General features: G+C 60.0%; 30 protein-coding genes. 20 read left to right on the forward strand and 10 right to left on the reverse strand.

Going from position 1 to position 26,824, the window contains the following annotated elements:
* Positions 1 to 39 precede the first annotated feature (39 nt).
* The 3 genes from VOY09_RS06515 (at position 40) to coaD (ending at position 1,959) form a co-directional block, all read left to right on the forward strand.
* Entirely contained in the window at positions 40 to 933 is an 894-nt protein-coding gene (locus VOY09_RS06515) for a LysR family transcriptional regulator (RefSeq protein ID WP_322893586.1), read from the forward strand.
* Between the two features lie 33 nt (positions 934 to 966).
* Positions 967 to 1,401: a CBS domain-containing protein gene (locus VOY09_RS06520; RefSeq protein ID WP_322893587.1), complete on the forward strand. Its 435-nt coding sequence runs from the start codon at positions 967 to 969 to the stop codon at positions 1,399 to 1,401.
* A 63-nt stretch (positions 1,402 to 1,464) separates the two neighbouring features.
* A complete protein-coding gene (gene coaD, locus VOY09_RS06525) occupies positions 1,465 to 1,959 on the forward strand; it encodes a pantetheine-phosphate adenylyltransferase (RefSeq protein ID WP_322893588.1) in 495 nt (164 codons plus the stop codon).
* Here coaD and VOY09_RS06530 read toward each other — a convergent pair.
* The 4 genes from VOY09_RS06530 to gap (VOY09_RS06545) form a co-directional block, all read right to left on the reverse strand.
* Positions 1,956 to 2,114 (reverse strand): hypothetical protein, encoded by a 159-nt coding sequence (locus tag VOY09_RS06530; RefSeq protein ID WP_322893589.1) that lies wholly within the window; start codon positions 2,112 to 2,114, stop codon positions 1,956 to 1,958. The two genes, coaD and VOY09_RS06530, sit on opposite strands and share 4 nt — an antisense overlap.
* A 162-nt stretch (positions 2,115 to 2,276) precedes the next feature.
* Positions 2,277 to 3,278 carry a type I glyceraldehyde-3-phosphate dehydrogenase gene (gap, locus tag VOY09_RS06535; protein ID WP_322893590.1) on the reverse strand — a complete coding sequence of 334 codons (1,002 nt, stop codon included), beginning with the start codon at positions 3,276 to 3,278 and terminating at the stop codon, positions 2,277 to 2,279.
* A 151-nt stretch (positions 3,279 to 3,429) separates the two neighbouring features.
* Positions 3,430 to 3,573, reverse strand: coding sequence for a hypothetical protein (locus tag VOY09_RS06540; protein WP_322893591.1), 144 nt, complete (start codon positions 3,571 to 3,573; stop codon positions 3,430 to 3,432).
* A gap of 25 nt (positions 3,574 to 3,598) precedes the next feature.
* The gene (gene gap, locus VOY09_RS06545; RefSeq protein ID WP_322893592.1) at positions 3,599 to 4,597 is read right to left on the reverse strand and encodes a type I glyceraldehyde-3-phosphate dehydrogenase; all 999 of its coding nucleotides are present in this window, start codon (positions 4,595 to 4,597) and stop codon (positions 3,599 to 3,601) included.
* A gap of 197 nt (positions 4,598 to 4,794) precedes the next feature.
* Here gap (VOY09_RS06545) and VOY09_RS06550 point away from each other — a divergent pair, with 197 nt between their 5' ends.
* Positions 4,795 to 5,733 (forward strand): DUF808 domain-containing protein, encoded by a 939-nt coding sequence (locus tag VOY09_RS06550; protein WP_322893593.1) that lies wholly within the window; start codon positions 4,795 to 4,797, stop codon positions 5,731 to 5,733.
* The gene (locus VOY09_RS06555; protein WP_322893594.1) at positions 5,726 to 6,091 is read left to right on the forward strand and encodes a DoxX family protein; all 366 of its coding nucleotides are present in this window, start codon (positions 5,726 to 5,728) and stop codon (positions 6,089 to 6,091) included. The genes VOY09_RS06550 and VOY09_RS06555 overlap by 8 nt, the downstream gene beginning before the upstream one ends.
* Before the next feature lie 55 nt (positions 6,092 to 6,146).
* Here the strand turns inward: VOY09_RS06555 and tkt are convergent, their stop codons facing one another.
* Positions 6,147 to 8,165 carry a transketolase gene (gene tkt / locus VOY09_RS06560; RefSeq protein ID WP_322893595.1) on the reverse strand — a complete coding sequence of 673 codons (2,019 nt, stop codon included), beginning with the start codon at positions 8,163 to 8,165 and terminating at the stop codon, positions 6,147 to 6,149.
* 266 nt (positions 8,166 to 8,431) lie between these two features.
* On the opposite strand from tkt, the gene VOY09_RS06565 reads away from it, so the two are divergent.
* Complete coding sequence (locus VOY09_RS06565; RefSeq protein ID WP_322893597.1) at positions 8,432 to 8,887, forward strand: hypothetical protein; 456 nt, start codon at positions 8,432 to 8,434, stop codon at positions 8,885 to 8,887.
* Positions 8,874 to 9,266, forward strand: a complete 393-nt coding sequence (locus VOY09_RS06570) for a cell division protein ZapA (protein WP_322893598.1) — start codon at positions 8,874 to 8,876, stop codon at positions 9,264 to 9,266. The genes VOY09_RS06565 and VOY09_RS06570 overlap by 14 nt, the downstream gene beginning before the upstream one ends.
* On the opposite strand, the gene grxD is transcribed toward VOY09_RS06570, so the two are convergent.
* The 4 genes from grxD to VOY09_RS06590 form a co-directional block, all read right to left on the reverse strand.
* Positions 9,263 to 9,622, reverse strand: coding sequence for a Grx4 family monothiol glutaredoxin (gene grxD / locus VOY09_RS06575; RefSeq protein ID WP_322893600.1), 360 nt, complete (start codon positions 9,620 to 9,622; stop codon positions 9,263 to 9,265). The genes VOY09_RS06570 and grxD overlap by 4 nt on opposite strands.
* Before the next feature lie 20 nt (positions 9,623 to 9,642).
* Entirely contained in the window at positions 9,643 to 9,879 is a 237-nt protein-coding gene (locus VOY09_RS06580; protein ID WP_322893601.1) for a BolA/IbaG family iron-sulfur metabolism protein, read from the reverse strand.
* 98 nt (positions 9,880 to 9,977) lie between these two features.
* The gene (gene purL / locus VOY09_RS06585) at positions 9,978 to 12,140 is read right to left on the reverse strand and encodes a phosphoribosylformylglycinamidine synthase subunit PurL (RefSeq protein WP_322893602.1); all 2,163 of its coding nucleotides are present in this window, start codon (positions 12,138 to 12,140) and stop codon (positions 9,978 to 9,980) included.
* Positions 12,141 to 12,454: 314 nt separating this feature from the next.
* A complete protein-coding gene (locus VOY09_RS06590; protein ID WP_322893603.1) occupies positions 12,455 to 13,360 on the reverse strand; it encodes a LysR family transcriptional regulator in 906 nt (301 codons plus the stop codon).
* A 153-nt stretch (positions 13,361 to 13,513) separates the two neighbouring features.
* Between VOY09_RS06590 and VOY09_RS06595 the strand changes: the two genes are divergently transcribed.
* The 13 genes from VOY09_RS06595 (at position 13,514) to VOY09_RS06655 (ending at position 25,459) form a co-directional block, all read left to right on the forward strand.
* Positions 13,514 to 16,927 (forward strand): indolepyruvate ferredoxin oxidoreductase family protein, encoded by a 3,414-nt coding sequence (locus VOY09_RS06595; protein WP_322893604.1) that lies wholly within the window; start codon positions 13,514 to 13,516, stop codon positions 16,925 to 16,927.
* 80 nt (positions 16,928 to 17,007) lie between these two features.
* Positions 17,008 to 17,916 (forward strand): lysophospholipid acyltransferase family protein, encoded by a 909-nt coding sequence (locus VOY09_RS06600; RefSeq protein ID WP_322893605.1) that lies wholly within the window; start codon positions 17,008 to 17,010, stop codon positions 17,914 to 17,916.
* Positions 17,894 to 18,706 carry a glutamate racemase gene (locus VOY09_RS06605; RefSeq protein ID WP_322893606.1) on the forward strand — a complete coding sequence of 271 codons (813 nt, stop codon included), beginning with the start codon at positions 17,894 to 17,896 and terminating at the stop codon, positions 18,704 to 18,706. Before VOY09_RS06600 ends, VOY09_RS06605 begins: the two co-directional genes overlap by 23 nt.
* Positions 18,707 to 18,718: 12 nt before the next feature.
* The gene (gene argC / locus VOY09_RS06610; RefSeq protein ID WP_322893607.1) at positions 18,719 to 19,747 is read left to right on the forward strand and encodes an N-acetyl-gamma-glutamyl-phosphate reductase; all 1,029 of its coding nucleotides are present in this window, start codon (positions 18,719 to 18,721) and stop codon (positions 19,745 to 19,747) included.
* The gene (ccmE, locus tag VOY09_RS06615) at positions 19,744 to 20,211 is read left to right on the forward strand and encodes a cytochrome c maturation protein CcmE (protein WP_322893608.1); all 468 of its coding nucleotides are present in this window, start codon (positions 19,744 to 19,746) and stop codon (positions 20,209 to 20,211) included. Before argC ends, ccmE begins: the two co-directional genes overlap by 4 nt.
* A 44-nt stretch (positions 20,212 to 20,255) precedes the next feature.
* Positions 20,256 to 20,867: a holin-associated N-acetylmuramidase gene (locus VOY09_RS06620; protein WP_322893609.1), complete on the forward strand. Its 612-nt coding sequence runs from the start codon at positions 20,256 to 20,258 to the stop codon at positions 20,865 to 20,867.
* A complete protein-coding gene (locus VOY09_RS06625; RefSeq protein ID WP_322893610.1) occupies positions 20,858 to 21,355 on the forward strand; it encodes a holin family protein in 498 nt (165 codons plus the stop codon). Before VOY09_RS06620 ends, VOY09_RS06625 begins: the two co-directional genes overlap by 10 nt.
* Complete coding sequence (locus VOY09_RS06630; RefSeq protein WP_322893611.1) at positions 21,345 to 21,548, forward strand: pseudouridine synthase; 204 nt, start codon at positions 21,345 to 21,347, stop codon at positions 21,546 to 21,548. The genes VOY09_RS06625 and VOY09_RS06630 overlap by 11 nt, the downstream gene beginning before the upstream one ends.
* A gap of 74 nt (positions 21,549 to 21,622) precedes the next feature.
* Positions 21,623 to 23,599, forward strand: a complete 1,977-nt coding sequence (locus VOY09_RS06635) for a heme lyase CcmF/NrfE family subunit (protein WP_322893612.1) — start codon at positions 21,623 to 21,625, stop codon at positions 23,597 to 23,599.
* Positions 23,596 to 24,036 carry a cytochrome c-type biogenesis protein gene (locus tag VOY09_RS06640; RefSeq protein WP_322893613.1) on the forward strand — a complete coding sequence of 147 codons (441 nt, stop codon included), beginning with the start codon at positions 23,596 to 23,598 and terminating at the stop codon, positions 24,034 to 24,036. The genes VOY09_RS06635 and VOY09_RS06640 overlap by 4 nt, the downstream gene beginning before the upstream one ends.
* Positions 24,037 to 24,104: 68 nt before the next feature.
* On the forward strand, positions 24,105 to 24,881 hold the full coding sequence (locus VOY09_RS06645; RefSeq protein WP_322893614.1) for an enoyl-CoA hydratase-related protein: 777 nt from the start codon (positions 24,105 to 24,107) through the stop codon (positions 24,879 to 24,881).
* Between the two features lie 42 nt (positions 24,882 to 24,923).
* Positions 24,924 to 25,172 (forward strand): BrnT family toxin, encoded by a 249-nt coding sequence (locus VOY09_RS06650; protein WP_322893615.1) that lies wholly within the window; start codon positions 24,924 to 24,926, stop codon positions 25,170 to 25,172.
* Positions 25,169 to 25,459, forward strand: a complete 291-nt coding sequence (locus VOY09_RS06655) for a BrnA antitoxin family protein (RefSeq protein WP_322893616.1) — start codon at positions 25,169 to 25,171, stop codon at positions 25,457 to 25,459. Before VOY09_RS06650 ends, VOY09_RS06655 begins: the two co-directional genes overlap by 4 nt.
* A gap of 61 nt (positions 25,460 to 25,520) precedes the next feature.
* Here VOY09_RS06655 and VOY09_RS06660 read toward each other — a convergent pair whose 3' ends face one another.
* The gene (locus VOY09_RS06660; RefSeq protein WP_322893617.1) at positions 25,521 to 26,816 is read right to left on the reverse strand and encodes a citrate synthase; all 1,296 of its coding nucleotides are present in this window, start codon (positions 26,814 to 26,816) and stop codon (positions 25,521 to 25,523) included.
* Between the last annotated feature and the right edge of the window lie 8 nt (positions 26,817 to 26,824).

The following is a 26,824-nucleotide window of genomic DNA, read 5'->3' on the forward strand; positions in this document are numbered from 1 at the left end:
CAATATATCAAAACCATTTTGCAATAATGCAGGACTCTGATGGATAATTGGGATGACATGCGGGTGTTTCTGGCCGTGGCGCGGACCGAAAGCCTGTCAGCCGCGGCCCCGCTGACGAAAATGGACCCTGCCACCCTGGGTCGCCGGATCGCGCGGTTGGAACGCAATCTGGGTGCGGCGCTGTTCGTCAAATCCCCGCAAGGCTATGCCCTGACCGATCTGGGCGAGAGGATGCGCGACCGCGCCGCCGATGCGGAAACGCAATTGTCGCTGGCGGTTGAGGAATCGCGCGGCACCACCCATGCCCTGACCGGCCAGATCCGCATCGGCGCGCCGGATGGGGTGGCGAATTTCCTGCTACCGCAGGTTTGTGCCGCGCTTCAACGCGACAACCCCGATCTGGAAATGCAGGTGCTGGCACTGCCCCGCGTCGTCAACCTGTCGCGGCGCGAGGCCGATATGGCCATCACCGTCAGCCTGCCCGCCGCCGGGCAATTGATCGTGCAAAAGATCACCGATTATCAGTTGCATCTTGCAATGCGCAAAGATGCCGCCCCGGTGCATACAATCGCAGAGCTGAAAACCCGCGCCATCGTCGGCTATATCCCTGATATGATCTTCGACAAGGAACTGGATTATCTTGGTGATCTGGGGGCAGGGGGCGTGCAGCTCGCCTCCAACTCCGTCGCTGTGCAATTGCAGATGATCCGCCAATCCGGCATCGGCATCGTGCATGATTTCGCACTGCCCTTCGCGCCGGAACTGCGGCGTATCCTGACCGAAAAAATCGCGCTGAAACGGTCCTTTTACCTTGTCTGGCATAAATCCGCGCGGCAATCCGACCGGCTCAGCCGGGTCGCGCAGGCGATCAGCGACGGCATCAGGGCCGAGGTCGCGCGTCTGGAACGCTTGACAGAGGACCCATTGATTTGACACGCTGATAAAACGGCCATTGGGGGGGACATCATGATCGTCGCGCAAATCCTGAAATCGAAAATCGATATGGGTGTGGTATCCGTCAAGCCAAGTGACAGCGTCTCTTCTGCCGTCGCTTTGCTCTCGGAAAAGCGGATCGGCACCGTGGTCGTCTCCAGAGATGGCACAACGCTCGACGGCATCCTGTCCGAACGCGATATCGTGCGTGAATTGGGCAAGCGCGGTGTGGATTGCCTCTCCGCCCCCGTGTCCGAGATGATGACCGCGAAACTGACCACCTGCACCACTGGCGACAGCGCGGATAAAGTGCTGGAAATGATGACCGAAGGCCGGTTCCGCCATCTGCCGGTGATGGATAATGGCCAGATGATCGGCCTGATCTCCATCGGTGACGTGGTCAAGGCGCGGCTCTTGGAACTGTCGATGGAAAAAGACGCGCTGGAAGGCATGATCATGGGGCATTAGCCCCGTTGCATTCCGCCGCCCGATGCTGTTTCTAACGCGCAATAATATTTCAAGAGGTGCGTCATGCGCGTAGGTCTATATCCCGGCACATTCGATCCGGTCACTTTGGGGCATATCGACATCGTGCGCCGTGCCGCGACATTGGTGGATCGTCTGGTCATCGGCGTGGCGATCAACCGTGACAAAGGCCCGTTATTCAGCCTCGAAGAACGTGTCGCCATGGTGCAGAGCGAATGCGTCCCGCTTGGCGCAGCCGTCAATTGCGAGATTGTCGTGCATCCGTTCGAAAATCTGCTGATCGACTGCGCCCGCGATGTCGGCGCCGGGCTGATCATCCGGGGCCTGCGCGCCGTGGCTGATTTTGAATATGAATATCAGATGGTTGGCATGAACCGCATCCTCGACGATTCAATCGAGACGGTGTTCCTGATGGCCGAAGCCGAACATCAGGCGATCGCATCAAAACTGGTCAAGGAAATCGCAAGGCTCGGCGGCGATGTGTCGAAATTCGTCACACCCGCCGTGAATAGCGCGCTGAAAGACCGGCTGCGGCCTTAGCCGTAAATCGCCTTGCTGGCGATCTTGGCCGCATCTTCGCGAAACAGACCCAGATCGATGGCCACATCCTGCGGCATGCTGGCGATTTCGTTTTTCAGCCGCAGATAGGCGGCACGTTTCTGCACGGCTGTGCGGACTTTGGTCAGGACTTTCATGTTTTGCTCCTTAGGTTCAGCATTTCTGTTGATCCATAAATAGCAATGCTGCATCGCAGCACAACTGCCGGAACGGTCACGCCGCTATGCGAATCCTGCATGGCGAGCGGGCATGAAAAAACCGGCCTCGCAAGGCCGGTTCTGATCTGCAAAAAGGCTGGCTTACAGCAATTTCCCCATCGCCACGGCCGTATCAGCCATGCGATTGGAAAAACCCCATTCATTGTCATACCAGCTCAGGATACGGACCATATTGCCGTCCAACACCTTGGTCTGATCCAGATGGAAGATGGATGAATGCGGATCATGGTTGAAATCAGAGCTGACCATCGGCAGATCGGTATAGCCGAGAATACCTTTCAGCGGGCCGTCAGCCGCAGCGATGATCGCCGCATTGATCTCTTCCACAGTCGTGTCGCGGCTGGCCTCAAAGGTCAGATCCACCACCGACACATTCGGCGTCGGCACCCGGATCGCGACACCATCGAGCTTGCCGTTCAACTCTGGCAAGACCAGCCCCACAGCCTTGGCTGCCCCGGTTGATGTCGGGATCATCGACAAAGCCGCAGCGCGGGCACGATAGAGGTCCTTGTGCATCGTATCCAGCGTCGGCTGATCGCCGGTATAGCTATGGATCGTCGTCATGAATCCTTTGGTGATGCCCACCGTATCATTCAGCACCTTCGCCACTGGCGACAGGCAGTTCGTGGTGCAGGAGGCGTTGGAAACGATGATATCCTCCGCCGTCAGCGACTGATGATTCACCCCGAAAACGACAGTCTTGTCCGCATCCGTGCCCGGAGCCGAAATCAGCACACGCTTGGCGCCGGTCGACAAATGCGCCTGACAGGCGTCTTTGGAGGTGAAAATCCCGGTGCATTCCAGCACGACATCGACATCGCCCCAGGGCAGGTCGGCAGGGTTGCGGATCGCGGTCACTTTGATCGGGCCACGGCCTGCGTCAATCGTATCCTCGGTCGTGGTCACCGTGCCGGGGAACCGGCCATGCACCGAATCGAAGCGCAGCAGATGGGCATTGGTTTCCACCGGGCCCAGATCATTGATCGCCACCACTTCGATATCATTGCGGCCAGATTCGATGATCGCGCGCAAGATGTTGCGGCCAATCCGGCCAAATCCATTGATCGCTACTTTGACAGCCATGAGCCTATCCTCCTTAAGGATGAATGTTGGCGCTAACATTGCGATTTATCGCCGAAGGTCAACCGCAGACTGCATCAGCGCCCGCCCGCTGTCATCCTTCCAGCTTCTTATTTCTGCAAATACTCCCGCCGGAGGCGCGGCCCCACGGACCTTACCGCCAGAACGCCAGATATTCCGTCAGATCGACAAATTCGCGCATCATAAAAACGAACGCCCGCCAGTCATTGGCCGCGCCATCATAGGCAAGCGCGCCGACAATCACCAAACCCAGAAATACCGCCAAACCATTCGTCATGGCGCATTTCTACCGCGCCCGGAACTTAATGCAAGCGGCCCATTGTGGCGGCGACATCGGCCATCCGCGCCGAAAAGCCCCATTCATTGTCATACCAGGCCAGAACCCGCACCATGCGGCCCACCACCTTGGTCTGATCGGGCGCAAAGATGCAGCTTTGCGTGGTATGGTTGAAATCGATGCTGACCTTGGCTTCAGCATCATAACCCATGACCATGCCCATATAGCCGCCCGCCGCCTCGGCCACGATCGCATTCACATCGGCCACGCTGACGGATTTGCCTGCCTGAAAGGTCAGATCAACCGCGCTGACATTGGGCGTCGGCACCCGGATCGCCGTGCCATCGAGCTTGCCGGCCAGTTCCGGCAGAACCTCTCCCAAAGCCTTCGCCGCGCCGGTCGAGGTCGGGATCATCGCCATCGCCGCCGCCCGCGCGCGATAGAGATCATCGTGACGGCGGTCCAATGTCGGCTGATCGCCGGTATAGGAATGGATCGTGGTCATGATCCCGGCTTCGATCCCGATGGCATCGTTCAACACCTTCGCCAGCGGGGCCAGACAATTGGTCGTGCAGGACCCGTTCGACACCAGCCGTTCACTGCTGCGCAGGTCACGGTGATTGACCCCGTAAACCACGGTGCGGTCCACATTCTTTGCCGGGGCAGAGATCAGCACCTTGCGCGCGCCCCGCTCCAGATGCACCGCCGCCTTATGACCATCGTTGAACTTGCCGGTGCACTCCAGCACGACATCGACGCCCTCCCAATCCAGGGTCGCTGGATCATAGCTCGACATCACCTCAATCGGCCCGCGTCCCAGGTCAAGGCTGTTGCCCTTCACGCTGACCGGATGTCCGAACCGTCCATGCACGGAATCATATTTCAACAGATGCGCATTGGTGGCAATCGGCCCGGTGGCGTTGATCTTGACCACCTGCACGTCATTGCGCCCGGCCTCGGTGATATGCGCCAAAGTGCAGCGCCCGATCCGGCCAAATCCGTTGATCCCGATGGTGATGGTCATGTGGCACCTCTTGTTATCTGCGAACGTCCTGCCGGGTGTATACTGTCGTGTCCAGAATAAAGTGATTATAAGTCAATATGTTAACGGTAACATGAGGTCTCTGTGACCTGTTACCGCTAAACGTTTGCGACACCATTGCGCGCTTGCTGACGGATGCAGACAAGATCACTCTGACCCAAAGAATCATGAGGTTTCAGATGAGCGGACTGCTGGCCCTACTCGATGACGTGGCCGCGATTGCCAAGGTGGCGGCAGCCTCGCTCGATGACGTGATCAGGCAGGCGACCAAGGCGGGCGCCAAAGCCGCCGGTGCCGTGATCGACGATGCCGCCGTGACACCGAAATATGTCCACGGCTTTTCGGCGGATCGCGAATTGCCCATCGTCTGGCGCATCGCCATGGGATCGATCCGAAACAAACTGGTCATCCTGCTGCCTGTCGCCTTGGCGCTGTCAGCCTTTGCGCCTTGGCTGATTGCGCCTTTGCTGATGCTAGGCGGGGCCTATCTGTGCTATGAAGGTGCTGAAAAGCTGATCCACAGCTTTCGCAAAGGCGACCCGCATGCGCTGGCCACCGGCGATCCCGCGCATCTGGAAGAGGCCAAGGTCAAAGGCGCGATCAAGACCGATTTCATCCTGTCAGCCGAAATCATGACCATCGCCCTCGCCACCATCGAGACGCCGGGTATCTGGGGACAGGCAGCGGTTCTTGCTGTGGTCGCCATCGCCATCACCGCGCTGGTTTACGGCGCTGTGGCGGTGATTGTGAAAGCCGATGATCTGGGCCTCTGGCTCGCCGGGAACGGGCGGACCGGGCTGACACGCGCCACCGGGCGCGGGATCGTCGCGGCGATGCCGGGGTTTTTGCTGGTGCTGACATGGGTCGGCACGGCGGCGATGCTCTGGGTTGGCGGGTCGATCATCGTGCATGGGGTGGAGGAGATGGGATCCGGCTGGCTTGGCCATCATATCCATGATGCCGCAGTGGCGATGGCGGCATTGGTGCCGCTGCAGATCGCCGCAGCGACGGAATGGTTCGCCACGGCGGCGTTGGACGGGGTCCTGGGCATCGCATTGGGGCTGGCACTGGTCATGCTCGTCACGCCCGTCATGGGCTGGGTGCAGGGCGATGAATGACGCGCTGCTGCTGGCCGCGCGGGTTCTTATCGGTGCGCTGTTTCTGGGCGGGGCAGTGCAAAAGCTGATCAGCCCCGGCGATGCGGCGGATCTGCTGGTCGGTTTCAACCTGCCTGTGACGCTGGTCTGGCTGGCACTGGCTTATAATGCGCTGGCGGGGCTGGCTGTCGTCATTGGCGTGGCAGTCAGGCCGGTGGCTTTGTCGCTGGCACTGTATTGCGCGGTGACAAGCGTCTTTCACTTTATCCCGGATGATCCGTGGCAAATGTCGATCTTCGTGAAGAATTGGGCGATTGCCGGGGGATGCCTTGCTCTGGCTGTTGCCGGGGCGGGGCGGTGGCGGGTGGGTCGGGGTTAACCCCGACCCATTGTTGGGCACATCGTCAGGCGGGGATTTCCCCGCCCCCCGTTTCTCACTTGATCAATGCTTTCACCTGATCCGCGACATTCTGCGCCGTGATCCCAAACTCCGCATACAACCGCTCTGCCGGGGCCGAGGCGCCAAAGCCCTCCATCCCCACAAAAGCCGCCTTTTCACGCTTGCCACGCTCGCCCATCAGCCATTGATCCCAGCCAAAACGGACACCCGCCTCGACCGCGACACGCACCGGCCCCGCTGGCAGCACCTTGCGGCGATAGGCTTCATCCTGCTCGGCGAACAATTCCCAGCACGGCATCGACACAACCCGCGTCCCGATCCATTCGGCCTGCAGCAGATCGCGCGCGGCGAGTGCAATCTCGACCTCGGACCCGGTCGCCATGATGATCGCCTGACGCTTGCCATCGGCATCGGCCAGCACATAGGCCCCCTGCGCTGTCAAGTTCTTGGCGGTATGCGTTGTCCGCACCGTCGGCAGGTTCTGGCGCGACAAGGCCAGCACGGCGGGTGTGGATTTAGACGTCAGCGCACATTCCCAGCTTTCGGCGGTTTCAATCGTATCAGCGGGGCGGAACACATGCATATTGGGCGTCGCCCGCAGCATCGCCAGATGCTCAACCGGCTGATGCGTCGGGCCGTCTTCACCCAGACCGATGGAATCATGCGTCATGACATAGGTCACCGGCACGCCCATCAGCGCCGAGAGGCGCATCGCGCCGCGCGCGTAATCGGTGAAACACATGAAGGTCCCGCCATAGGCGCGCGCGCCACCATGCAGCGCCATGCCGTTCATCGCGGCGGCCATGCCATGTTCGCGGATCCCGTAATAGATATAACGGCCCTTGCGGCTGTCAGGATGGAACACACCCATATCGCCGGTCTTGGTATTGTTCGACCCTGTCAGATCGGCCGAGCCGCCGATGGTTTCCGCCATGATCGGGTTGATGACTTCCAGCGTCATCTCCGACGATTTGCGCGTCGCGACCGAAGGCGCGCTCTCGCTCATCTGCTTTTTCAGCGCGCGGATCGTCGCCGACAGTTTCTTGGGTGCATCACCGGCATAGGCGCGATTAAACTCCGCCTGTTTGCTGGCAGACAGCCCGGCAAACCGGTCTTCCCAAGCGGCACGGGTCTCTGCCCCGCGCGCACCAATCGCCTGCCACTGTTCCAGCACATCATCCGCGACTTCAAAAGCCCCCATCGGCGCGCCATAGGCGGTCTTGGCCGCTGTCAGCTGTTCGCCATTGGTCAGCGCGCCATGACCTTTGGAGGTATCCTGCGCGGCATGGCCCAAGGCGATATGCGTCTTGCAGGCAATCATCGACGGGCGCGGATCGGCCTTGGCCGCCGTGATCGCGGCATCAATCGCCACCGGGTCATGACCGTCGATTTCCTGCACATGCCAGCCAGCGGCAGCAAAGCGGGCAGGCTGGTCGGTGATATCGGCGATATCGACCGTCCCGTCGATGGTGATGTTGTTATGATCCCAGAACACGACCAGATGACCCAGTTTCTGCATCCCCGCCAGACCGATGGCTTCATGGCTGACGCCTTCCATCAGGCAACCGTCACCGGCGATGACATAGGTGTGGTGGTTGACGATCTTGCTGCCCCAATGGGCGCGCTGGATTTCCTCGGCAATCGCGAAACCGACCGCATTGGCGATGCCCTGACCCAAGGGGCCAGTGGTGGTCTCAATCCCGCGCGCATGGCCATATTCAGGATGGCCCGCGGTTTTGGCACCCCATTGGCGGAAATCCTTGATCTGATCGAGCGTTATATCTTCATACCCGGTCAGATACATCAGGGAATAAAGCAGCATCGACCCATGGCCTGCCGACAGGATGAACCGGTCACGGTCGGGCCATTCCGGCGCTTTGGGATCAAAGTTCAGGTGCTTTTCAAACAACACCGTCGCCACATCGGCCATGCCCATCGGCATCCCCGAATGGCCGGAATTGGCGGCAGCGACCGCATCCAGTGTCAGGGTACGGATGGCGGTGGCTTTCATCCAATGATCAGGGTGCGCAGTGCGCAGGGCAGCAATATCCAAGGGGCATTCCTTCAGGCAAAGGTGTTAAAATCTCTTGTCAGCGTCATATCAGGGTCGCCCCCAAGATCAAGCGTGACGGCTAAACCGCTCTGATCCTTAGGCGCATCCCATTTGCTGCGCTGTCACGGATCGCTTACGCTTTGGAAACAATGCAACGATTCGCTGGAATGGCGGGATTTCGCTGGCGGGGATGATGTTGGTGCTTGCGCGTGCCGCCCGGTTTGGGGCAAGCGGGGGCACCATAAGGACAATAAAAAGGGCAGGTGATGAGCGATGTGCGGGAATTAGGTGATCGGATCACCGTGGCACTGGACCGGATCCGGCGCGGCGTGGATGCGCAGGGCAAATCGAATGCGGCGGAACAATCCTTGTTTGATGCTTTGCATGAAGAACGCGCCCAGACCAAAGCGCTCAGGGCGCAGCTGGCCCAGATGCAGCAAGGCGATGCTGGTGGCGACCGGATCGTGGCGCAACAGGCTGAATTGCAGGATCTGGATGTGAACCTCCAACGCCTGCGCGCCAGCAACGAACAATTGCGCGATATGAATGCGAAATTGCGCTCTGCGCTGACCGTGGGTCTGGACCCGGAACTTCTCAATGAATCGATGCAGGCCGAGATCGAGGCTTTGCACACCCTGCGCGCCGCCGACGCGGCCGAAGTCAACGCCATTCTGGCCGAACTCAAACCCCTGATCGAGGAAGCCAGCCATGCCGCAGATTGAAATCTTTATCGGTGGCCGCACATTCGAGGTCGCCTGTCAGGAAGGCGAAGAAGCATTTCTGCATTCTGCCGCCGCCCTGTTGGATGCCGAAGCATCGACCCTCGCCGAGCAGATCGGGCGTTTACCGGAATCGCGGATGTTGCTGATGGCGGGCTTGCTGCTTGCCGATAAAACTGTCGGGCTGGAAGAAAAACTGCGCGCGGCAGAGGCGGATATGATCGCCATGCGCCGCGAGTTGGACAGCGTCAAATCCAAGCCGACACCCGAACCGCAACGGGTCGAGGTGCCGGTGGTGCCCGCCGATGTGATCGATACTCTGGCCGAAATCGCCGCCAGAGCCGAAGCTTTGGCAGATCAGGTCGACGCCAGCGTCGCTTAGGCGTTGGCTTGCCGGATTTTTTCGGCAGCGTCTTTGTCAAAGGCCACACCCTTGTCGGCGAACAATGTATCCAGTTCGCCCGACAGGGTCATTTCGGTGATGATATCGCAGCCGCCGACAAATTCGCCTTTGACGTAAAGCTGCGGGATCGTCGGCCAATCGGAATAATCCTTGATCCCCTGGCGGATATCTTCATCCGCCAGCACGTTGACGTCCTGATAAGCGACACCCATGAAATTCAGCACGCCGGCGACGCGGGATGAAAACCCGCATTGCGGCATGGATTTGGTGCCTTTCATGAACAAAACGACATCGTCGCTGGTCACAATCTGTTTGATCTGGTCACTGGCGGTCATAATCTATCCTTAACTTCGGTTTAATCAGGCGCTTTAGTGGTCAGCGCCAAAGCATGTAAATCGCCATGGCTGCCGTCCATCCGGCCTTTCAGCGCGGCATAAACCGCGCGTTGTTGTTGCACCCGGTTCTGGCCGCGAAAGCTTTCGTCGATGACTTCGGCAGCGAAATGGGTGCCGTCATCGCCTTGCACAGTGATTTTCGCCTGTGGAAAGGCGTCACGCAACAGCGTTTCAATCTCATGGGGGGTGATGGGCATGGGGCGTCCTTTTGGCGTGGTGTCTCTAAGCTAGGTCTGATCCGGGCGGCAAACAAGGCGCTGCCTCCGGCGGGAGTATTTTGAGAAATAAGAAGCCATCAGGCCAGCGCATTTTCAAAACTGTCGCGATAGATCCGGGCGAGGTCGGCGAGGGGGGCAGCATCGCTGCCGAAACTGACCTGATCGCCGGTCACCTTGCCGACCATGGCAATCGGTACATCGGCCTGACCTGCGGCGATCATCAGCGCCTCGGCTTTGTCGAAATTGCAGCCGATCAGATACCGCGCCTGATCTTCACCGAATAGGGTCGGGGTGTCGCTGGCGTCCAACTGGATGCCGACACCTGCGGATTCGGCCAGTTCAAACGCGGCCAGCGCCAACCCGCCATCGCCCAGATCGGTGCAGGTAGTGATCAAATGCGCATTGGCGCGGATGAAATCGCCGTGGCGCTTTTCAGCCGCCAGATCGACCGGGGGCGGCGGCCCTTCTGCGCGGTGATACACTTCGGCCAGCAGGGCGGATTGGCCCAGATGGCCGGTGGTTTCACCAACCAGCAGCAGCACATGGCCGTCGCGCAGATGCCCGCCGATGATCTGGTCAGGGTGGGTGATGATGCCCACCGCGCCGATGGTAGGGGTGGGCAGGATGCCCTTGCCATCGGTTTCGTTATAGAGCGAGACATTGCCCGACACGATGGGCATATCCAGCGCCTTGACCGCCTCACCAATCCCTTGGATCGCACCGACGAATTGCCCCATGATCTCTGGCTTTTCGGGATTGCCGAAATTCATGTTATCGGTGGTCGCCAGCGGTTTCGCCCCGACAGCGGTCAGGTTGCGATAGGCCTCTGCCACCGCCTGTTTGCCGCCCTCGACCGGGTCGGCCATGACATAGCGTGGGGTCACGTCGCTGGTAAAGGCCAGTGCCTTATCCGTGCCATGCACCCGCACGATACCCGCCCCAAACCCGGGGATGCGTGCGGTATCGCCCATCACCTGTTGGTCATATTGTTCATAGACCCATTGCTTGCCCGCATAATTCGGGCTGCTGATCAGTGCCTTCAATCCGTCAATCGGATTGACCCCCACGACATCGCCCAACGGGTCCTGCGCCGGTGTCGGCACCCAGGGCCGGTCATATTCCGGTGCGGAGCCGGACAGGGTCGCCAGCGGCAGATCGGCCATCACCTGACCCTGATGCACGACGATAAAGCGATCCTCGGCAATCGTTTCGCCGACAATGGCGAAATCGAGGTCCCATTTGACGAAAACCGCCCGCGCCTCGGCCTCTTTTTCCGGGCGCAGCACCATCAGCATGCGTTCCTGGCTTTCCGACAGCATCATTTCGTAGGCTGTCATGCCGGTTTCGCGCTGCGGCACATCATCAAGGTTCAGCCGGACGCCAAGGCCACCCTTGTCGCCCATTTCAACCGCCGAACAAGTCAGGCCAGCAGCGCCCATATCCTGAATCGAGATCACGGCCCCCGTCGCCATCAGCTCCAATGTCGCTTCCATCAGGCGTTTCTCGGTAAACGGATCACCGACCTGCACCGTGGGGCGTTTTTCTTCAATCGTATCGTCAAATTCGGCAGAGGCCATCGTCGCGCCGCCGACACCGTCACGGCCCGTCTTGGCGCCCAGATAAACGACAGGCATCCCGACACCGGAAGCAGCGGAGTAGAAAATCTTATCCGCATCCGCCAGACCAGCCGCAAAGGCATTGACCAGACAATTGCCGTTATAGGCGGCATGGAAACGGACCTCACCACCCACAGTCGGCACGCCGAAAGCATTGCCATAGCCGCCGACGCCGGCCACCACGCCGTGCACCAATTGTTTGGTCTTGGGATGGCCCGGTTCGCCAAAGGACAAAGCATTCATCGCCGCAATCGGGCGCGCGCCCATCGTGAAGACATCACGCAGGATACCCCCGACGCCGGTCGCAGCCCCTTGGTAAGGTTCGATATAGCTGGGGTGATTGTGGCTTTCCATCTTGAACACCACCGCCTGTCCATCGCCGATATCGACGACACCGGCATTTTCACCGGGGCCGCAGATCACCTGTGGGCCGGTGGTGGGCAGGGTGCGCAGCCACTTTTTCGAGGATTTGTAGGAACAATGTTCGTTCCACATCGCCGAAAAGATGCCAAGTTCGGTAAAGCTGGGCACCCGCCCGATGATATCCAGAATGCGCTGATACTCATCGGGCTTCAGCCCATGGGCGGCAATCAATTCATCGGTAATCTGTGGTTCTTGCGACATCTGTCAGGGTCCCCCGGAAACTTGGCCCGTGTCTACGCGATCAGGCGCGCGGGGAAAAGCCGCAATTCCACAAGGCACTGGACAGAAAAAAGCCGGGCACAAAGGCCCGGCGAAGTCCAACAGGGAGGTGAAGGTGATCAGCAATTACGCATCAGCGCCTTCGAGTGAACAAATAGGGTGCGACATTTATGCGTTCAAGAAAAAATCCCCTGATGGTTGTGCAATGCCGCTATGTGTTGCGCGCATGGCTCACTCGGGCGCAGCCGAAAACCGGGCGCAGCGGCACCCGATATGGCAAGTGTCACCACTCTTGATTACTCTTGTGTCGCTTCGCGGATCTTGCGGCGATGGGCAAAAATCTCATCCTGCACGAAATCACGAAACGCCGATATCCGCTTGGATTGCCGCAATTCTTCGGGATAGGCGAGGAAGACAGGCACCTCACCGCTTTCCAGTTCGGGCAGGACCCGGATCAGATAGGGGAAATCCTCGATCACGTAATCGGGCAGCACGCCGATGCCCAGATGGTTCAGCACGCCCTGCAACACGCCAAAGTAATTATTGACCGTGAACAGATGCTGAATATCGGCGCTGAGCAGATGCTGCACCAGCGTCGCCCCGGCAGAGACCTGCACCGAATTCAGGCTTTGGCAGATCAGCCGGTGATCGGACAGATCAGGCAGGCTGTCGGGCGTGCCGTTCTTTTCCAGATATTGCGGCGAGGCGTAAAGCCGCATCCGCACCGACATCAGCCGTTTGCGGATCAGATCGGCCTGTGACGGTTCCTTCATCCGGATCGCCACGTCAGCCTCGCGCATTGGCAGGTCCAGCACGCGCTCTTCCAGCATCAGGTCGATTTTCAGATCCGGATAGGCCTCGAACAATTTCGGCAGGCGCGGGGCGAGCCAGAGCGTGCCAAAACCTGTGGTTGTGGTGACCCGCAGATCGCCGAACACTTCTTCTTCGCTGTCGCGGATGCGGGCAGAGGCGGTTTCCAGCCGTTTGTTCATCGATTTCGTCGCATCGAACAGTAATTCACCCTGTTCGGTCAGAATCAACCCACGCGCATGGCGGTGGAACAATGTGGTGTTAAGCGATTCTTCCAAAGCGCGAATCTGCCGACTGACGGCCGATTGCGACAGATGCAGCGTGTCGCCCGCATGGGTCAGTGACCCGGCGTCTGCCACGGCGTGAAAGATTCTTAGCTTGTCCCAGTCCATCTGACGCTTTCATTGCGAGTGTTACCGCTGACATACACTAATTATTATGCGCGTGCAGCAAAAGGTTATCTTGCAATTTTGACGCGATTTTCTTCTTTGTAGGTCAGTGTCTTTGACCTATACTGAACCCATCAGCGCTTGGGAGGGTGTCAGATGGGCCGTCAGGATATATCACTCAACGACCGTTACGATCTGGTTAAGTCGCCGGTTCTTTTGAACGGCACGCAGGCGCTGGTCCGGCTGATGCTGATGCAAAAGGCGCGCGATGCCCGCGCCGGGCTGAACACCGCAGGTTACGTGACCGGCTATCGCGGATCGCCGCTTGGCGCGGTCGATCAGCAGATGATGAAAGCCAAGAATGTCCTCGACCCCGCCAATATCACCTTTCAGCTTGGGTTGAACGAAGACCTCGCCGCCACCGCCCTCTGGGGCAGCCAACAAGCCGAATTGCGCGGGGAAGGGCGCTATGACGGTGTGTTCGGCCTCTGGTATGGCAAAGGCCCCGGTGTGGACCGTTCGGGCGATGTGATGCGCCACGCCAATATGGCAGGCACCAGCCCGCATGGCGGCGTCATCATGGCGATGGGCGATGACCATACCGGCGAAAGCTCCACCACCCTGCACCAATCAGACTGGGCGATGGTCGATGCCTATATGCCCATCGTCTCCCCCGCAGGCGTGCAGGAAATTCTGGATTACGGCCTCTATGCCTGGGCCTTGTCGCGCTATGCCGGTGTCTGGGTCGGCCTGAAAACGATGAAAGACACGATCGAGGTGACCTCCGTTGTCGATGCCGATCCATATCGCGCCGATTTCGTCACCCCCGATCTGCCCTTGCCCGAAGGCGGGTTGAACATCCGCATTATCGACACGCCGCAATTGCAAGAGGCGCGGATGATCGACCATAAACGCTTCGCCGCAGAGGCGTTCAGCCGCGCCAACAAGATGGACCAGCGCAAATGGGGCAAACCCGGCGCGCGGATCGGCTTTGTCGCCGCAGGTAAAAACTGGCTGGACCTGCAACATGCTTTGTCCCTGCTCAACATCGACGAGGCGGAGGCCGAACGCCTTGGCATCACCACCTATAAAATCGGGCAGGTCTGGCCGCTCGACATGGCGTCGTTCCACGAATGGGCCGCAGGTCTCGACCTTGTCATCGTGGTCGAAGAAAAGCGCAAATTGATCGAAGTGCAGGTGAAAGAAGCCCTGTTCGACGACACACGCACCCGCGTCTACGGCTGGCACAAGGGTGATGAACATTCCGAAGGCCGGCGCGAGGAAATCTTCCCGACCCGCGCGGCACTTGACCCGATCTGGATCGCTGAGAAAATCGGCGGCATATTGGTCGAGGAAGGCTGCGGATCAGACGGCATCACCCAAGGTCTGGCGCATCTGTCGGAAACCCGCCGCGCCGACAACGCCCCCGAACTCGCGGCCCGCTTGCCCTATTTCTGCTCCGGCTGCCCGCATAATTCCTCTACCAAAGTCCTCGCAGGATCGCGCGCCTATGCCGGCATCGGCTGTCACTACATGGTGCAATGGATGGACCGCGATACCGTCGGTTTCACCCAGATGGGCGGTGAAGGTGCCAATTGGGTGGGCGAGGCACCCTTTTCCACCCGCGACCATGTGTTCCAGAACCTTGGCGACGGCACCTATAACCATTCCGGCGTGCAGGCGATCCGCTTTGCGCTGATGGCGAAAACCAACATCACCTATAAAATCCTCTATAACGACGCCGTCGCCATGACCGGCGGGCAGGGCAATGATGGCGGGCTGACCGCCGACCAGATCTGCCGCGAATTGCAGGCGATGGGGGTGCGGAATATCGCGCTGGTGCATGACGAAAAGGAAGACATCGACCTGTCGATCTTCCCCAAAGGGCTGGATGTGCATGAACGCGCCGACATGCAAGCGGTGCAAGAGAAGTTCAGCAAATACAAAGGCGTCTCTGCCATTGTTTACGTCCAGACCTGCGCCGCCGAAAAGCGCCGCCGCCGCAAGCGCGGGCAATTCCCCGACCCCGACAAGCGCGTCTTCATCAACACCGACATCTGCGAAGGCTGCGGCGATTGCGGCGTGCAATCCAACTGCGTCTCTGTCGTCCCGGTTGAAACCGAACTGGGGCGCAAACGCGCCATTGACCAATCGTCCTGCAACAAGGATTTCTCCTGCGTCAAAGGCTTCTGTCCGTCCTTCGTCACTGTCGAGGGTGCGAAAATCCGCAAAGACGCCACCGCCGCCGTCGATCTGCCCGACATGCCCCAACCCGTTTTGCCCGCCATCAACGGCACCCATAACGTGGTGATCACCGGCGTCGGCGGCACCGGCGTCGTGACCATCGGCGCGGTCATGGCCATGGCCGCGCATATCGACGGCAAAGGCGCTGGTATGATGGAAATGGCCGGTCTCGCGCAAAAGGGCGGTGCCGTGCATATCCACTGCCGAATCGCCGAAAACCCAAGCGATATCAGCGCGATCCGCGTCGCCACCGGCGAATGCGACACGCTGATCGGCGGTGATCTGGTGGTTTCTGCCGGTGCCAAAACCCTCGGCCTCATGCGGCAGGGCCGCACGCGCGGCGTGGTCAACAGCCACGAAATCATCACCGGCGATTTCACCCGGAACACGGAATTTACGCTGCCCATCGACCAATTGCGCCTGTCGCTGGAGGCCCGTCTGGGCGACAACCTCGCCCTTTTCGACGCCTCCGATCTGGCAAAGGCGCTGATGGGCGACAGCATCTATTCCAACATGATGATCTTTGGTGCGGTCTGGCAGATGGGCGCGATCCCGCTGTCCCATGCCGCCATCCTGCACGCGATTGAACTCAATGGTGCTGCAATCCAGCGCAACATCGCAGCTTTCGATTATGGCCGCTCGGCCTATCTGCACCCCGATCAGGCGGCGAAAATCCTCGCCCCCAATGTCGTGGCCCTGCCGCAGACATTGGACGAAAAAATCACCTTCCGCGCCGATCATCTGACCGCCTATCAGGGCAAGGCACTGGCGCAACGCTACCGCGCCATGACCGCCCGTTTCAGCGACCCGGCGCTGCGCGAGGCTGTCGCCTTGGGCTATCATAAACTCCTGTCCTACAAGGATGAATATGAGGTCGCCCGCCTGCTGACCCAGACACGACAAAAGATGCAGGACACGTTCGAGGGCGAACTGAAGCTGACCTATCACCTGGCCCCGCCGTTCCTGACCCGCATGGGCAGCGATGGACGCCCCGTCAAACGCGCCTTCGGCCAAGGGATCGCGCGGGCCTTTCCGTTGCTGGCAAAGCTGAAATTCCTGCGCGGCACCGCATTTGACCCCTTCGGGCGCACAGAAGAACGGCGTGTGGAACGCGCCCTGATCGCGGAATACGAATCCGACATGGATGATCTGCTGCGCCTTACCCGCCCCGATACGCTGGACGCCGCCATCGCATTGGCCCGTCTGCCACTCGATATCCGCGGCTTTGGCCCCGTGAAAGACGCCAACGCAAGCAAAGCCGCCAGACGCCGCGCGGAACTCCGCGCCACGCTCAATGCGGCACCAATGCATCAGGCGGCCGAGTGATTTAACCGCGCCTTCATCTTTGTCATGTAACGGTTGCATGACCTTGCTATGACAGCTTTGGGGATAACGGGGCAGGGCATATGCCGGGGAACGAACGACAGGTCGCGCGCGACATCACCTATGCCACTTCGGCCAAGGGCCGCAGCGGCAGGGTCATCATCCGCATGTTGGAAAACGCCACAGGCCGTCTGCGCCTGATCAAAAAGGCGCGCGGGTACGACCGCGAGGTCGCCAATGGTGCCGATTTCTGGCAGGTCATGACCCAGCGCTATGGCCTTGACCTACAGGTCATGGGCGGCAGCCTCGACAATATCCCCGCCACCGGCCCGCTGATCCTTGTGTCCAACCACCCCTACGGCATCCTTGACGGGTTGATGATGGGGCTGATCCTGTCGAAACGCCGTGGCGGCGATTTCAAGGTCCTCGCGCATAAGATCTTCCGCGCCTCGCCCGATCTGGAAAAGGTGATCCTGCCGATTTCCTTTGATGAAACCAAGGAAGCCGCGAAACTGAACCTTGAGACCCGCGCCGAAGCCGTGCGTTACCTGACCGCAGGCGGTGCCATCGGCATTTTCCCCGGCGGCACGGTGTCCACCTCGGCCAAGCCATTTTCCCAGGCGCTCGACCCAAGCTGGCGCAATTTCACCGCCAAGATGATCGCCAAATCCGATGCCACCGTCGTCCCGATCTTCTTTGAAGGGCGCAACAGCCGCCTGTTTCAACTGGCCAGCCACCTGCATTACACCCTGCGGATGGGGCTTTTGATCCGCGAATTCAAAGCCCGCATCAACAAACCTGTGCGCGTCGTCATCGGCCAGCCCATTCCTGCCGATACCTTGGCGGGGCTGAAAAAAGACCCCAAAGCATGCATGGATTTCCTGCGCAAAGCCACCTATGAGTTAAGCCTCAGCCCGCTCGACCCGACCGAAATCGGGCATGAGTTCGAGGACAAATATAAGGTGCGCGATGGCCGTAGGGATATTCGATAGCGGATTGGGTGGTTTGACGGTGCTGGATGTGGTCGCCACGCGGCTGCCGCATGTGCCTTTGGTCTATTTCGGCGACAATGCCCATGCGCCTTACGGCGTGCGCACGCCAGACGATATCTACAACCTGACCACCACCGCCACGCAGCGCCTGTTCGACGCGGGCTGCGATCTGGTGATCCTTGCCTGTAACACCGCCTCTGCCGCCGCCCTGCGCCGGATGCAGGAAAGCTGGGTGCCACCGGGCAAACGCGTGCTGGGCGTATTCGTGCCATTGATCGAGGCGCTGACCGAACGGCAATGGGGCGACAATTCCCCGCCACGTGAAGTCGCAGTGAAACATGTGGCGCTGTTCGCCACCCCCGCCACCGTCGCTACCCGCGCCTTTCAACGCGAACTGGCTTTCCGCGCCATCGGCGTGGATGTCGAAGCACAGGCCTGCGGCGGCGTCGTCGATGCGATTGAAGAGGGCGACATGATCCTCGCCGAAGCACTCGTGCGCTCCCACGTCGATGCGCTCCGCCGCAAGATGCCCAGCCCCGATGCGGCTGTCTTGGGCTGCACGCATTACCCGCTCATGGCGCAGATATTCCAGGACGCGCTCGGCCCCGATGTGCAGGTGTTCAGCCAGGCCCATCTGGTCGCCGAAAGCCTCGCCGATTACCTGACGCGCCGCCCCGAAATGATCGGTGCAGGCACGCAAAGCGCCTTTCTGACCACCGGCGATCCGGCCCGCGTGTCCAATCGCGCGACGCAATTCCTGCGCCGTCAGATCACCTTTACCGCTGCATAGAAGGGGTCCAGCATGACCTATAACATCGCCATTCTGGGGGCCTCGGGCTATACCGGTGCCGAACTGATCCGCCTGATCGCGGGTCATCCCGATCTGCGCATCGCAGCACTCTCCGCTGACCGCAAGGCAGGCCAGCACATGGCCGAGGTTTTCCCGCATCTGCGCCACCTCGACCTGCCGACATTGGTCAAGGTCGATGAAATTGATTTCTCCACCATCGATCTGGTCTTTGCCGCCTTGCCGCATGGCCTGTCGCAGGCGCTGGTCCGCGATCTGCCGGAAACGGTAAAAGTCGTCGACCTCGGTGCCGATTTCCGGCTGCGCGACCCCGCCGCCTATGAAAAATGGTATGGCGCACCCCATGTGGCCCTGGAACTGCAGAAAACCGCCATCTACGGCCTGACCGAATTCTACCGGGATGACATCAAATCCGCCCGCCTTGTCGCCGGCACCGGCTGCAACGCCGCCACCGTGCAATTCGCTTTGCGGCCGCTGATCAGCGAACAATTGATCGATCTGGACGATATCATCTGCGATCTGAAAAACGGCCTGACCGGGGCAGGGCGCGCGGCCAAGGAAAATATGATCTTCACCGAACGCGCCACCGATGTGCAGGGCTATGCGCAAGGCGGCAAACACCGGCATCTGGGCGAATTCGATCAGGAATTCAGCGCCTTGGCAGGCCGCAAGGTCGAAATCCAATTCGCCCCGCATCTGATCCCCGTCAGCCGCGGCATCCTTGCGTCCTGCTATCTGCGCGGTGATGCGGCAGCGATCCATGCTGCCCTGACCGCTGCCTATACCGATGAACCTTTCATCCATGTCCTGCCCTTCGGCCAATTGCCCGGCACCGGCCATGTCATGGGGTCAAACTTCTGTCATATCGGCGTGACATCGGACCGCATTTCAGGCCGCGCCCTTGTGGTGTCTACCCTTGATAACCTATGTAAAGGGTCATCCGGTCAGGCGCTGCAAAACGCCAACCTGATGCTGGGTCTGAACGAAACAGAAGGTCTGATGCTGGTGCCTGTCTTCCCATGAGCGGTCTGAAAAGCCTCAAGAAACGCCGCCGTGTGCAGGTGATTTCCATCGCCGGTGCCTGCGTCGCGCTGGTGCTGGTGCTGTTGTGGTTCCTGCCATCGGACAGTTTCCAGTTCTTCCGCTCGCCTTCCGAAGTGGCCGAGGCCCCGCCAACCCCCAACGAACGATTCCGCCTTGGCGGTCTGGTCGAAGCAGGCACTTTGGTGCGCGGCCAAGGGCAGGAAATCACCTTCGCCGTGACCGATGGCGGGGCCTCAATCCCCGTTGTCTACGCAGGCATCCTGCCTGATCTCTTCTCCGAAGGCGAAGGTGTCGTGGCCCAGGGCAACATGATTAACGGCAGGTTCGAAGCCGTTGAAATCCTTGCCAAACATGACGAAACCTATATGCCGACAGAAGTGCTTGACGCGCTCAAACAACAAGGGGTCTATGTAGACCCGAACGGTGCCCGCACCTCAAATTAACCTTTGTAAAGTAATCTGTCCTCTCCCCGAATTGAGGACAGATCATGCAAAATATAACCACACTCGCCCATGAAATCGTCGCCCGTGAAGGCGGCTATGTGAACGACCCCGACGATCCCGGCGGGGCGACCAATCATGGCGTCACCATCCACACGATGCGCCGCCTTGGGCTGGACCTGACCGGCGATGGCAAGGTGGATACAGAGGATGTCCAGCGCCTTGACCGCGCGCAGGCCGTGCAGATTTTCATCGACCATTATTACCAGCGCCCCGGGATCGACAAACTGCCCGCCATCCTGCAGGCCAGCGTTTTTGACATGTATGTCAATGCCGGGGCCCATGCTGTGCGTATCCTGCAACGCCTGCTCAACGACATGCGCATCCCGGTCAGCGTCGATGGCGTGATCGGCCCGCAGACCATCGCCGCCGCCACGCGCGCCGCAGCCGCCGCCCCCGACCATCTGGCCGATGCCTACGGGATCGCGCGGCGCAATTATTACTACGCGCTGGCCGACAGCCGCCCCGCCAGCCGCAAATATGCCCGCAGGCGCGACGGCGGCAAAGGCGGCTGGATCACAAGGGCCGAGGAATTCATCACCCCACGCTATCACCTGAGCGCCGCACAACATCAGCAAAGGACCGCATCATGGGCCTGATCAATGGATTAATGAACCTGCTTTTCGGCGACAGCCGCAATGTGCTGGTCGAAACCGCGCAAGTCTTTCGCCCCAACGCCGAAAACAGCGCCATGCGAGAGGCGGATGCCAAAACCCAAAGCCTGCAACAATTCGCCGCCGAATTCGCCCATGCCCGCCAAGGGCTGTTCGACCGCGCGGTCGATGCGCTGAACCGCCTGCCGCGCCCGATGCTGGCGCTGGGGACAATCTGGCTCTTTGTCATGGCGATGCTCGACCCTGACAGCTTTGCCGCAGGGATGACCGGGCTGGCCTTGGTGCCGGAACCGCTCTGGTGGCTGATGGGCGCGATTGTCAGTTTCTATTTCGGCGCGCGGCATCAGGCCAAGGAACAGGATTTCCAGCGCATTCTGGCCGCAGCCACGCTGACCCGCGCCAAGCCGGACCCGGAACCCAGACCCGACGCCAACCCCGCATTATTGGACTGGCAGGTGTCACATGGACAATAGCATTGCCGAAACATTCGACGGGCGCTTGCGGATGCTGGAAACCCGCAACGCCGTGGATGCGGTGCATCGCGACAATGTCTCCACCCGGCTGGGCGCGATCGAGGACACGCTGAAATGGCTGGTCCGCCTGACGATCGGCGGCATGTTGATGGCCGCCGTCAGCTATGCCGTGCAAGGGGGGCTGGCGCTATGAACGTGTCAATCTGTAGCGCTGTTTTGATCAGCCGCTCTATTTCAACAGCCATGCCGATAGGATATGAGAATAACATGTTAAATGAACTCGCGCATTTCGCTTTGATTCTGGCCCTTGGCGTTGCCATCGTCCAGATGGTCGTGCCTCTGATCGGGGCGCATCGGGGTAACATTGCTTGGATGCGCATGGCCGAACCCGCCGCGACGATCCAGTTTCTGCTGGTGGGTTTCGCCTTTGCCGCACTCACTTGGGCCTTTGTGGTCTCGGATTTCTCGCTGCAACTGGTCTATATGAATTCGCATACCGACAAGCCGCTGATCTACAAGATCACCGGCGTCTGGGGCAATCACGAAGGATCGATGCTGCTTTGGGTGTTGATCCTGACGCTGTTCGGCGCCTGTGCGGGCTGGTTCGGGGGCAATCTGCCGATGCGGCTGCGCGCGCGGGTGCTGGCGGTGCAATCCTCGATCTGCGTGGCCTTCCTTGCCTTTCTGATCTTCACCTCCAACCCCTTCCTGCGGCTGGAAGTCCCGCCGCTCAACGGGCGTGACCTGAACCCGCTGCTGCAGGACCCCGGTCTCGCCTTCCACCCACCCTTTCTCTACCTCGGCTATGTCGGCCTCAGCATGGCGTTTTCCTTCGCCGTTGCCGCCCTGATCGAAGGGCGGGTCGATGCCGCCTGGGGCCGCTGGGTCCGGCCATGGACGCTGGCCGCATGGATGTTCCTGACCGTGGGCATCGCTTTGGGGTCATGGTGGGCCTATTACGAACTGGGCTGGGGCGGTTTCTGGTTCTGGGACCCGGTCGAAAACGCAAGCCTGATGCCCTGGCTGATCGGCGCTGCCTTGCTGCATTCCGCCATCGTGGTGGAAAAACGCGAGGCGTTGAAAAGCTGGACCATCCTGCTGGCAATCCTCGCCTTTGGCTTCTCATTACTGGGTGCTTTCATCGTCCGCTCCGGCGTGCTGACCTCGGTCCATGCTTTCGCGGTGGACCCGGAACGTGGTGTGCTTTTGCTGCTGATCATGGGGTTCTTTGTCGGCGGCTCGCTCACGCTCTACGCCTTCCGCGCCTCAGCCATGCAGTCCAAGGGCGTCTTTTCCACAATCAGCCGCGAAAGCGCGCTGGTGCTGAACAATATCCTGCTCGCCGTGTCCTGCTTCGTGGTCTTCATCGGCACGATGTGGCCCTTGGTCACGGAAATGCTGTTCGACCGGACCCTATCCGTCGGCCCGCCCTTCTTTGACGCGGCTTTCACGCCCTTCATGGTCGCCCTCGCCATCGTTTTGCCCTTGGGGTCGATGCTGGCATGGAAACGCGCCACTTTCGGGCGGATGACCCGCGCGATGGCCGGCTGGTTGGTGCTGGCCGTGGCCCTCGCAGCCCTCGCCTATGCGGTGCAAAGCGGCAATTCCGCGCTTGGCCCTATCGGCGTTGCCTTGGGCGTCTGGGTTGTCGGTGGCGCGCTGGCCGATCTGTGGATACGTGCTGGCCGCGACGATCTGCGCACCAAACTACGGCGGTTGCGCCATTTGCCGCGCTCTGATTGGGGGAAATCCATCTCTCATATCGGCATGGGTGTGACCGTCTTTGCCGTCGCCGCGATGCTGGCCTGGGAGACAGAGGATATCCGCATCGCCGATGTCGGCGACCGCTGGGATATGGGGTCCTTTTCGGTGCAGCTTGACGCGGTGAACCAGCTGCAAGGCCCGAACTATGTGACCACCATGGCCGATATGTCGATCTGGCGCGGGGACAGGGAACTTTACACCCTGCAACCGGAAAAGCGGTTCTACCCCGTCGCCAATATGCCCACGACCGAGGCGGCGATCAGCAATGGCATCATCCGCGACGTCTATGTCGTGATCGGTGATCCGCAGGCAAATGGCGGCTGGGCGGTGCGGACCTATGACAAGCCCTTTGCCAACTGGATCTGGGGCGGCTGCATCCTGATGGCGCTTGGCGGTATGTTCTCGCTGTCTGACCGTCGTTTGCGGGTTGGTGCGGCATCCGCCAAGCCCCTGCGCGCAACCCCGGTGCCTGCGGAATGATCCGGCTCATCGCGATATTCCTGCTGGTGGCCTCATCCGCCTTTGCGGTGCAGCCGGATGAGATGCTGGATGACCCGGTGCTGGAAAACCGCGCGCGGGACTTATCGCAGGGTCTGCGCTGCCCGGTCTGCCGGAATGAAAGCATCGACGAATCCAACGCCGAACTGGCCCGTGAACTCCGTATCCTGTTGCGCGAACGGCTGGTCGATGGCGATACCGATGCCGAGGCCGTGGATTTTCTTGTCGCGCGCTATGGCGAATTCGTCCTGCTGCGGCCTGATACCAGCGGGGTCAACGTGATCCTGTGGTATGCCGCCCCCGCGATGTTGCTGATCGCGCTTGGGATCGGCTGGGCCACGATCCGCCGCCGCGCGCCCACGGAAGAGACCCTGACCGAGGCGGAACAGGCCGAGCTGGAGAAAATCTTGCGCTCGTGACGCAATGTCGGGCTTTGCTACGGACGGCCAGCGCTTAGGCTGGTGCGAAATTGCAAAGGAATGCCGCGATGGATTACCAGACGATCACCCTTGAGACCCGCAATGATGTGGCGACGCTGACCCTGAACCGCCCCGCGGTGATGAATGCGCTCAACACCCAGATGCGGGCCGAGATTGCCCATGCGGTCAAAGCCGCTGAAGGGCAGGCGCGGGTGCTTGTGATGACCGGCGCGGGCAAATCGTTCTGTTCCGGACAAGACCTCGCCGATGGCGGCAATGCCGCGACGCTGGATCTGGAAGCGACCCTGCGCGACGAATATGTCCCGATGCTGAAAGCGATCTTTGACTGCCGCATCCCCACCATCGCCTCCGTGAACGGCCCGGCGGCGGGGGCCGGGGCCAACCTCGCGCTGGCCTGTGATGTGGTGATCGCGTCAGACGCGGCCTATTTCGTGCAGGCCTTCACCCGCATCGGGTTGATCCCCGACGCGGGCGGCACCTATTGGCTGCCGCGTCAGGTGGGGGCCGCGCGCGCGATGGGGGCCGCGTTATTCGCCGACAAGATTTCTGCGCAACAGGCCTGTGATTGGGGCATGATCTACGAGGTTGCCCCTGACGCGGAGTTTGCCGCACATATCGCCGCCCGCGCCGGGCAACTGGCGCAAGGCCCGACGGTCGCCTATCGGCAGCTGAAAAAGGCGATCCGGGGATCGTTTGAGAACACGCTCGATGACCAACTGGCGCTGGAAGCGAAATTGCAGGGCCGCTGCGGCGAGACCGAGGATTTCCGCGAAGGGGTCACTGCCTTTCTGGAAAAGCGCAAGCCGGTGTATCAGGGGCGGTGACGCGCCCTTGATAAGTGATTTGTATATGTATATACAAAAACCATGTTGTTGATAGTCTGGGATGAGCCGAAGCGGCAGACCAACCTTGCCAAACACGGCCTGGACTTTACTGATCTGGACGAGGGGTTCTTTCTCGCCTCTGTCGTTGTTCCAGCAACCAAGGGTCGACATATGGCGATAGGGCGTCTTGCTGATGGGACGATTGCCGTGGTGTTTACCACTTTGGGCAATGAAGGTGTTTCCGTCATCTCAATGCGCCCGGCCAGCCGCAAGGAAAGGAGCTTGTTATGACCCAAAATGATCTGACTGAAGAAGAAATTCAGCGCATGATCGCCAGCGACCCGGATGCACCCGAAGCGATTGATGCACAGCTTGCCCAAGCCAAGCCGTTCGATGCGGCTTTTCCAGCCTTGGCGGAGGCGATGCGCAAGAATGTCGGTGGTCGGCCTAAGTCCGACAACCCAAAGGTGGCTGTGTCATTGCGGTTGGATCAGGAGGTCGTCACCCGGTTTAAGGCGACGGGTCCCGGCTGGCAAACCCGGATGAACGAGGCTTTGCGCGAGGCTGCGGGCCTGTAAATTTGAGCCCGCAGCGTTTGCCAGTCAGCAAAAGGGCCGCCCGAAGGCAGCCCTTTGATCATCAACGCTTTTCGATATCCACGTAATCCCGCGCGGTATCGCCCAGATACAATTGGCGGGGCCGCCCGATTTTCAACTGTGGATCGGCAAGCTGTTCTTTCCATTGCGAAATCCAGCCCACTGTCCGCGCCACGGCAAAGACCGGGGTGAACATCGAGGTCGGGAAACCCATCGCTTCCAGAATAATACCGGAATAGAAATCGACGTTCGGGAACAGTTTTTTATCCGCGAAATAAGGATCGGCGAGGGCTTGTTTTTCCAGCTCCATCGCAACTTGCAGGATCGGGTTGTTTTCGACACCCAGCAGATCCAGCACCTCATGCGCGCTCTGCTTCATCACCGTCGCGCGGGGGTCGAAGTTTTTGTAAACGCGGTGGCCGAAACCCATCAGGCGGTAAGGATCGTCTTTATCCTTGGCGCGGGCGATGAATTCTGGGATGCGGTCCGGCGTGCCGATTTCTTTCAGCATTTCAAGGCAGGCTTGGTTTGCGCCGCCATGTGCGGGACCCCACAGGCAGGCGATGCCAGCGGCGATACAGGCGAAGGGGTTGGCACCGGAAGACGACGCCAGACGCACGGTCGAGGTGGAGGCGTTCTGTTCGTGATCGGCATGGAGCGTGAAAATCCGGTCCATCGCGCGGGCGAGGATCGGATTGACGTTATATTGCTCTGCCGGGACCGCGAAACACATATGCAGGAAATTCGCCGCATAATCGAGATCGTTGCGCGGATAGACGAAAGGCTGACCGATGGAATACTTATAGGCCATCGCGGCAATTGTCGGCATTTTGGCGATCAGGCGGATCGAGGCAACCTCGCGCTGGTGCTGATCGTTGATATCGGTGCTGTCATGGTAAAAGGCAGACATCGCGCCGACCACACCGACCATTGTCGCCATCGGATGCGCATCGCGGCGGAAACCACGGAAGAAGTTGTGCATCTGTTCGTGGATCATCGTGTGATTGGTCACGAGCGATTCAAACTTTTCCAGTTCCGCTGCGGACGGCAGTTCACCGTAAAGCAACAGATAGCAGACTTCGAGGTAATGCGATTGCCCGGCCAGCTGGTCAATCGGGTAACCCCGGTGCAGCAATTCGCCTTTTTCACCATCAATAAAGGTGATCGTGCTGTCGCAGGCAGCGGTCGATGTAAAGCCGGGGTCATAGGTGAACACATCGGCCTGCGCGTAAAGTTTACGGATATCAATGACATCCGGGCCGGTGGTCGGTGACATGATCGGCAAGTCGTAGGATTTGCCTTTGATTGTCAGTGTCGCGGTTTCTGTCTTATCAGCCATTCGTGTTT

Origin of the sequence: Yoonia sp. 67-2 (genome assembly GCF_035117555.1) — a bacterium.
GTDB lineage: Bacteria > Pseudomonadota > Alphaproteobacteria > Rhodobacterales > Rhodobacteraceae > Yoonia.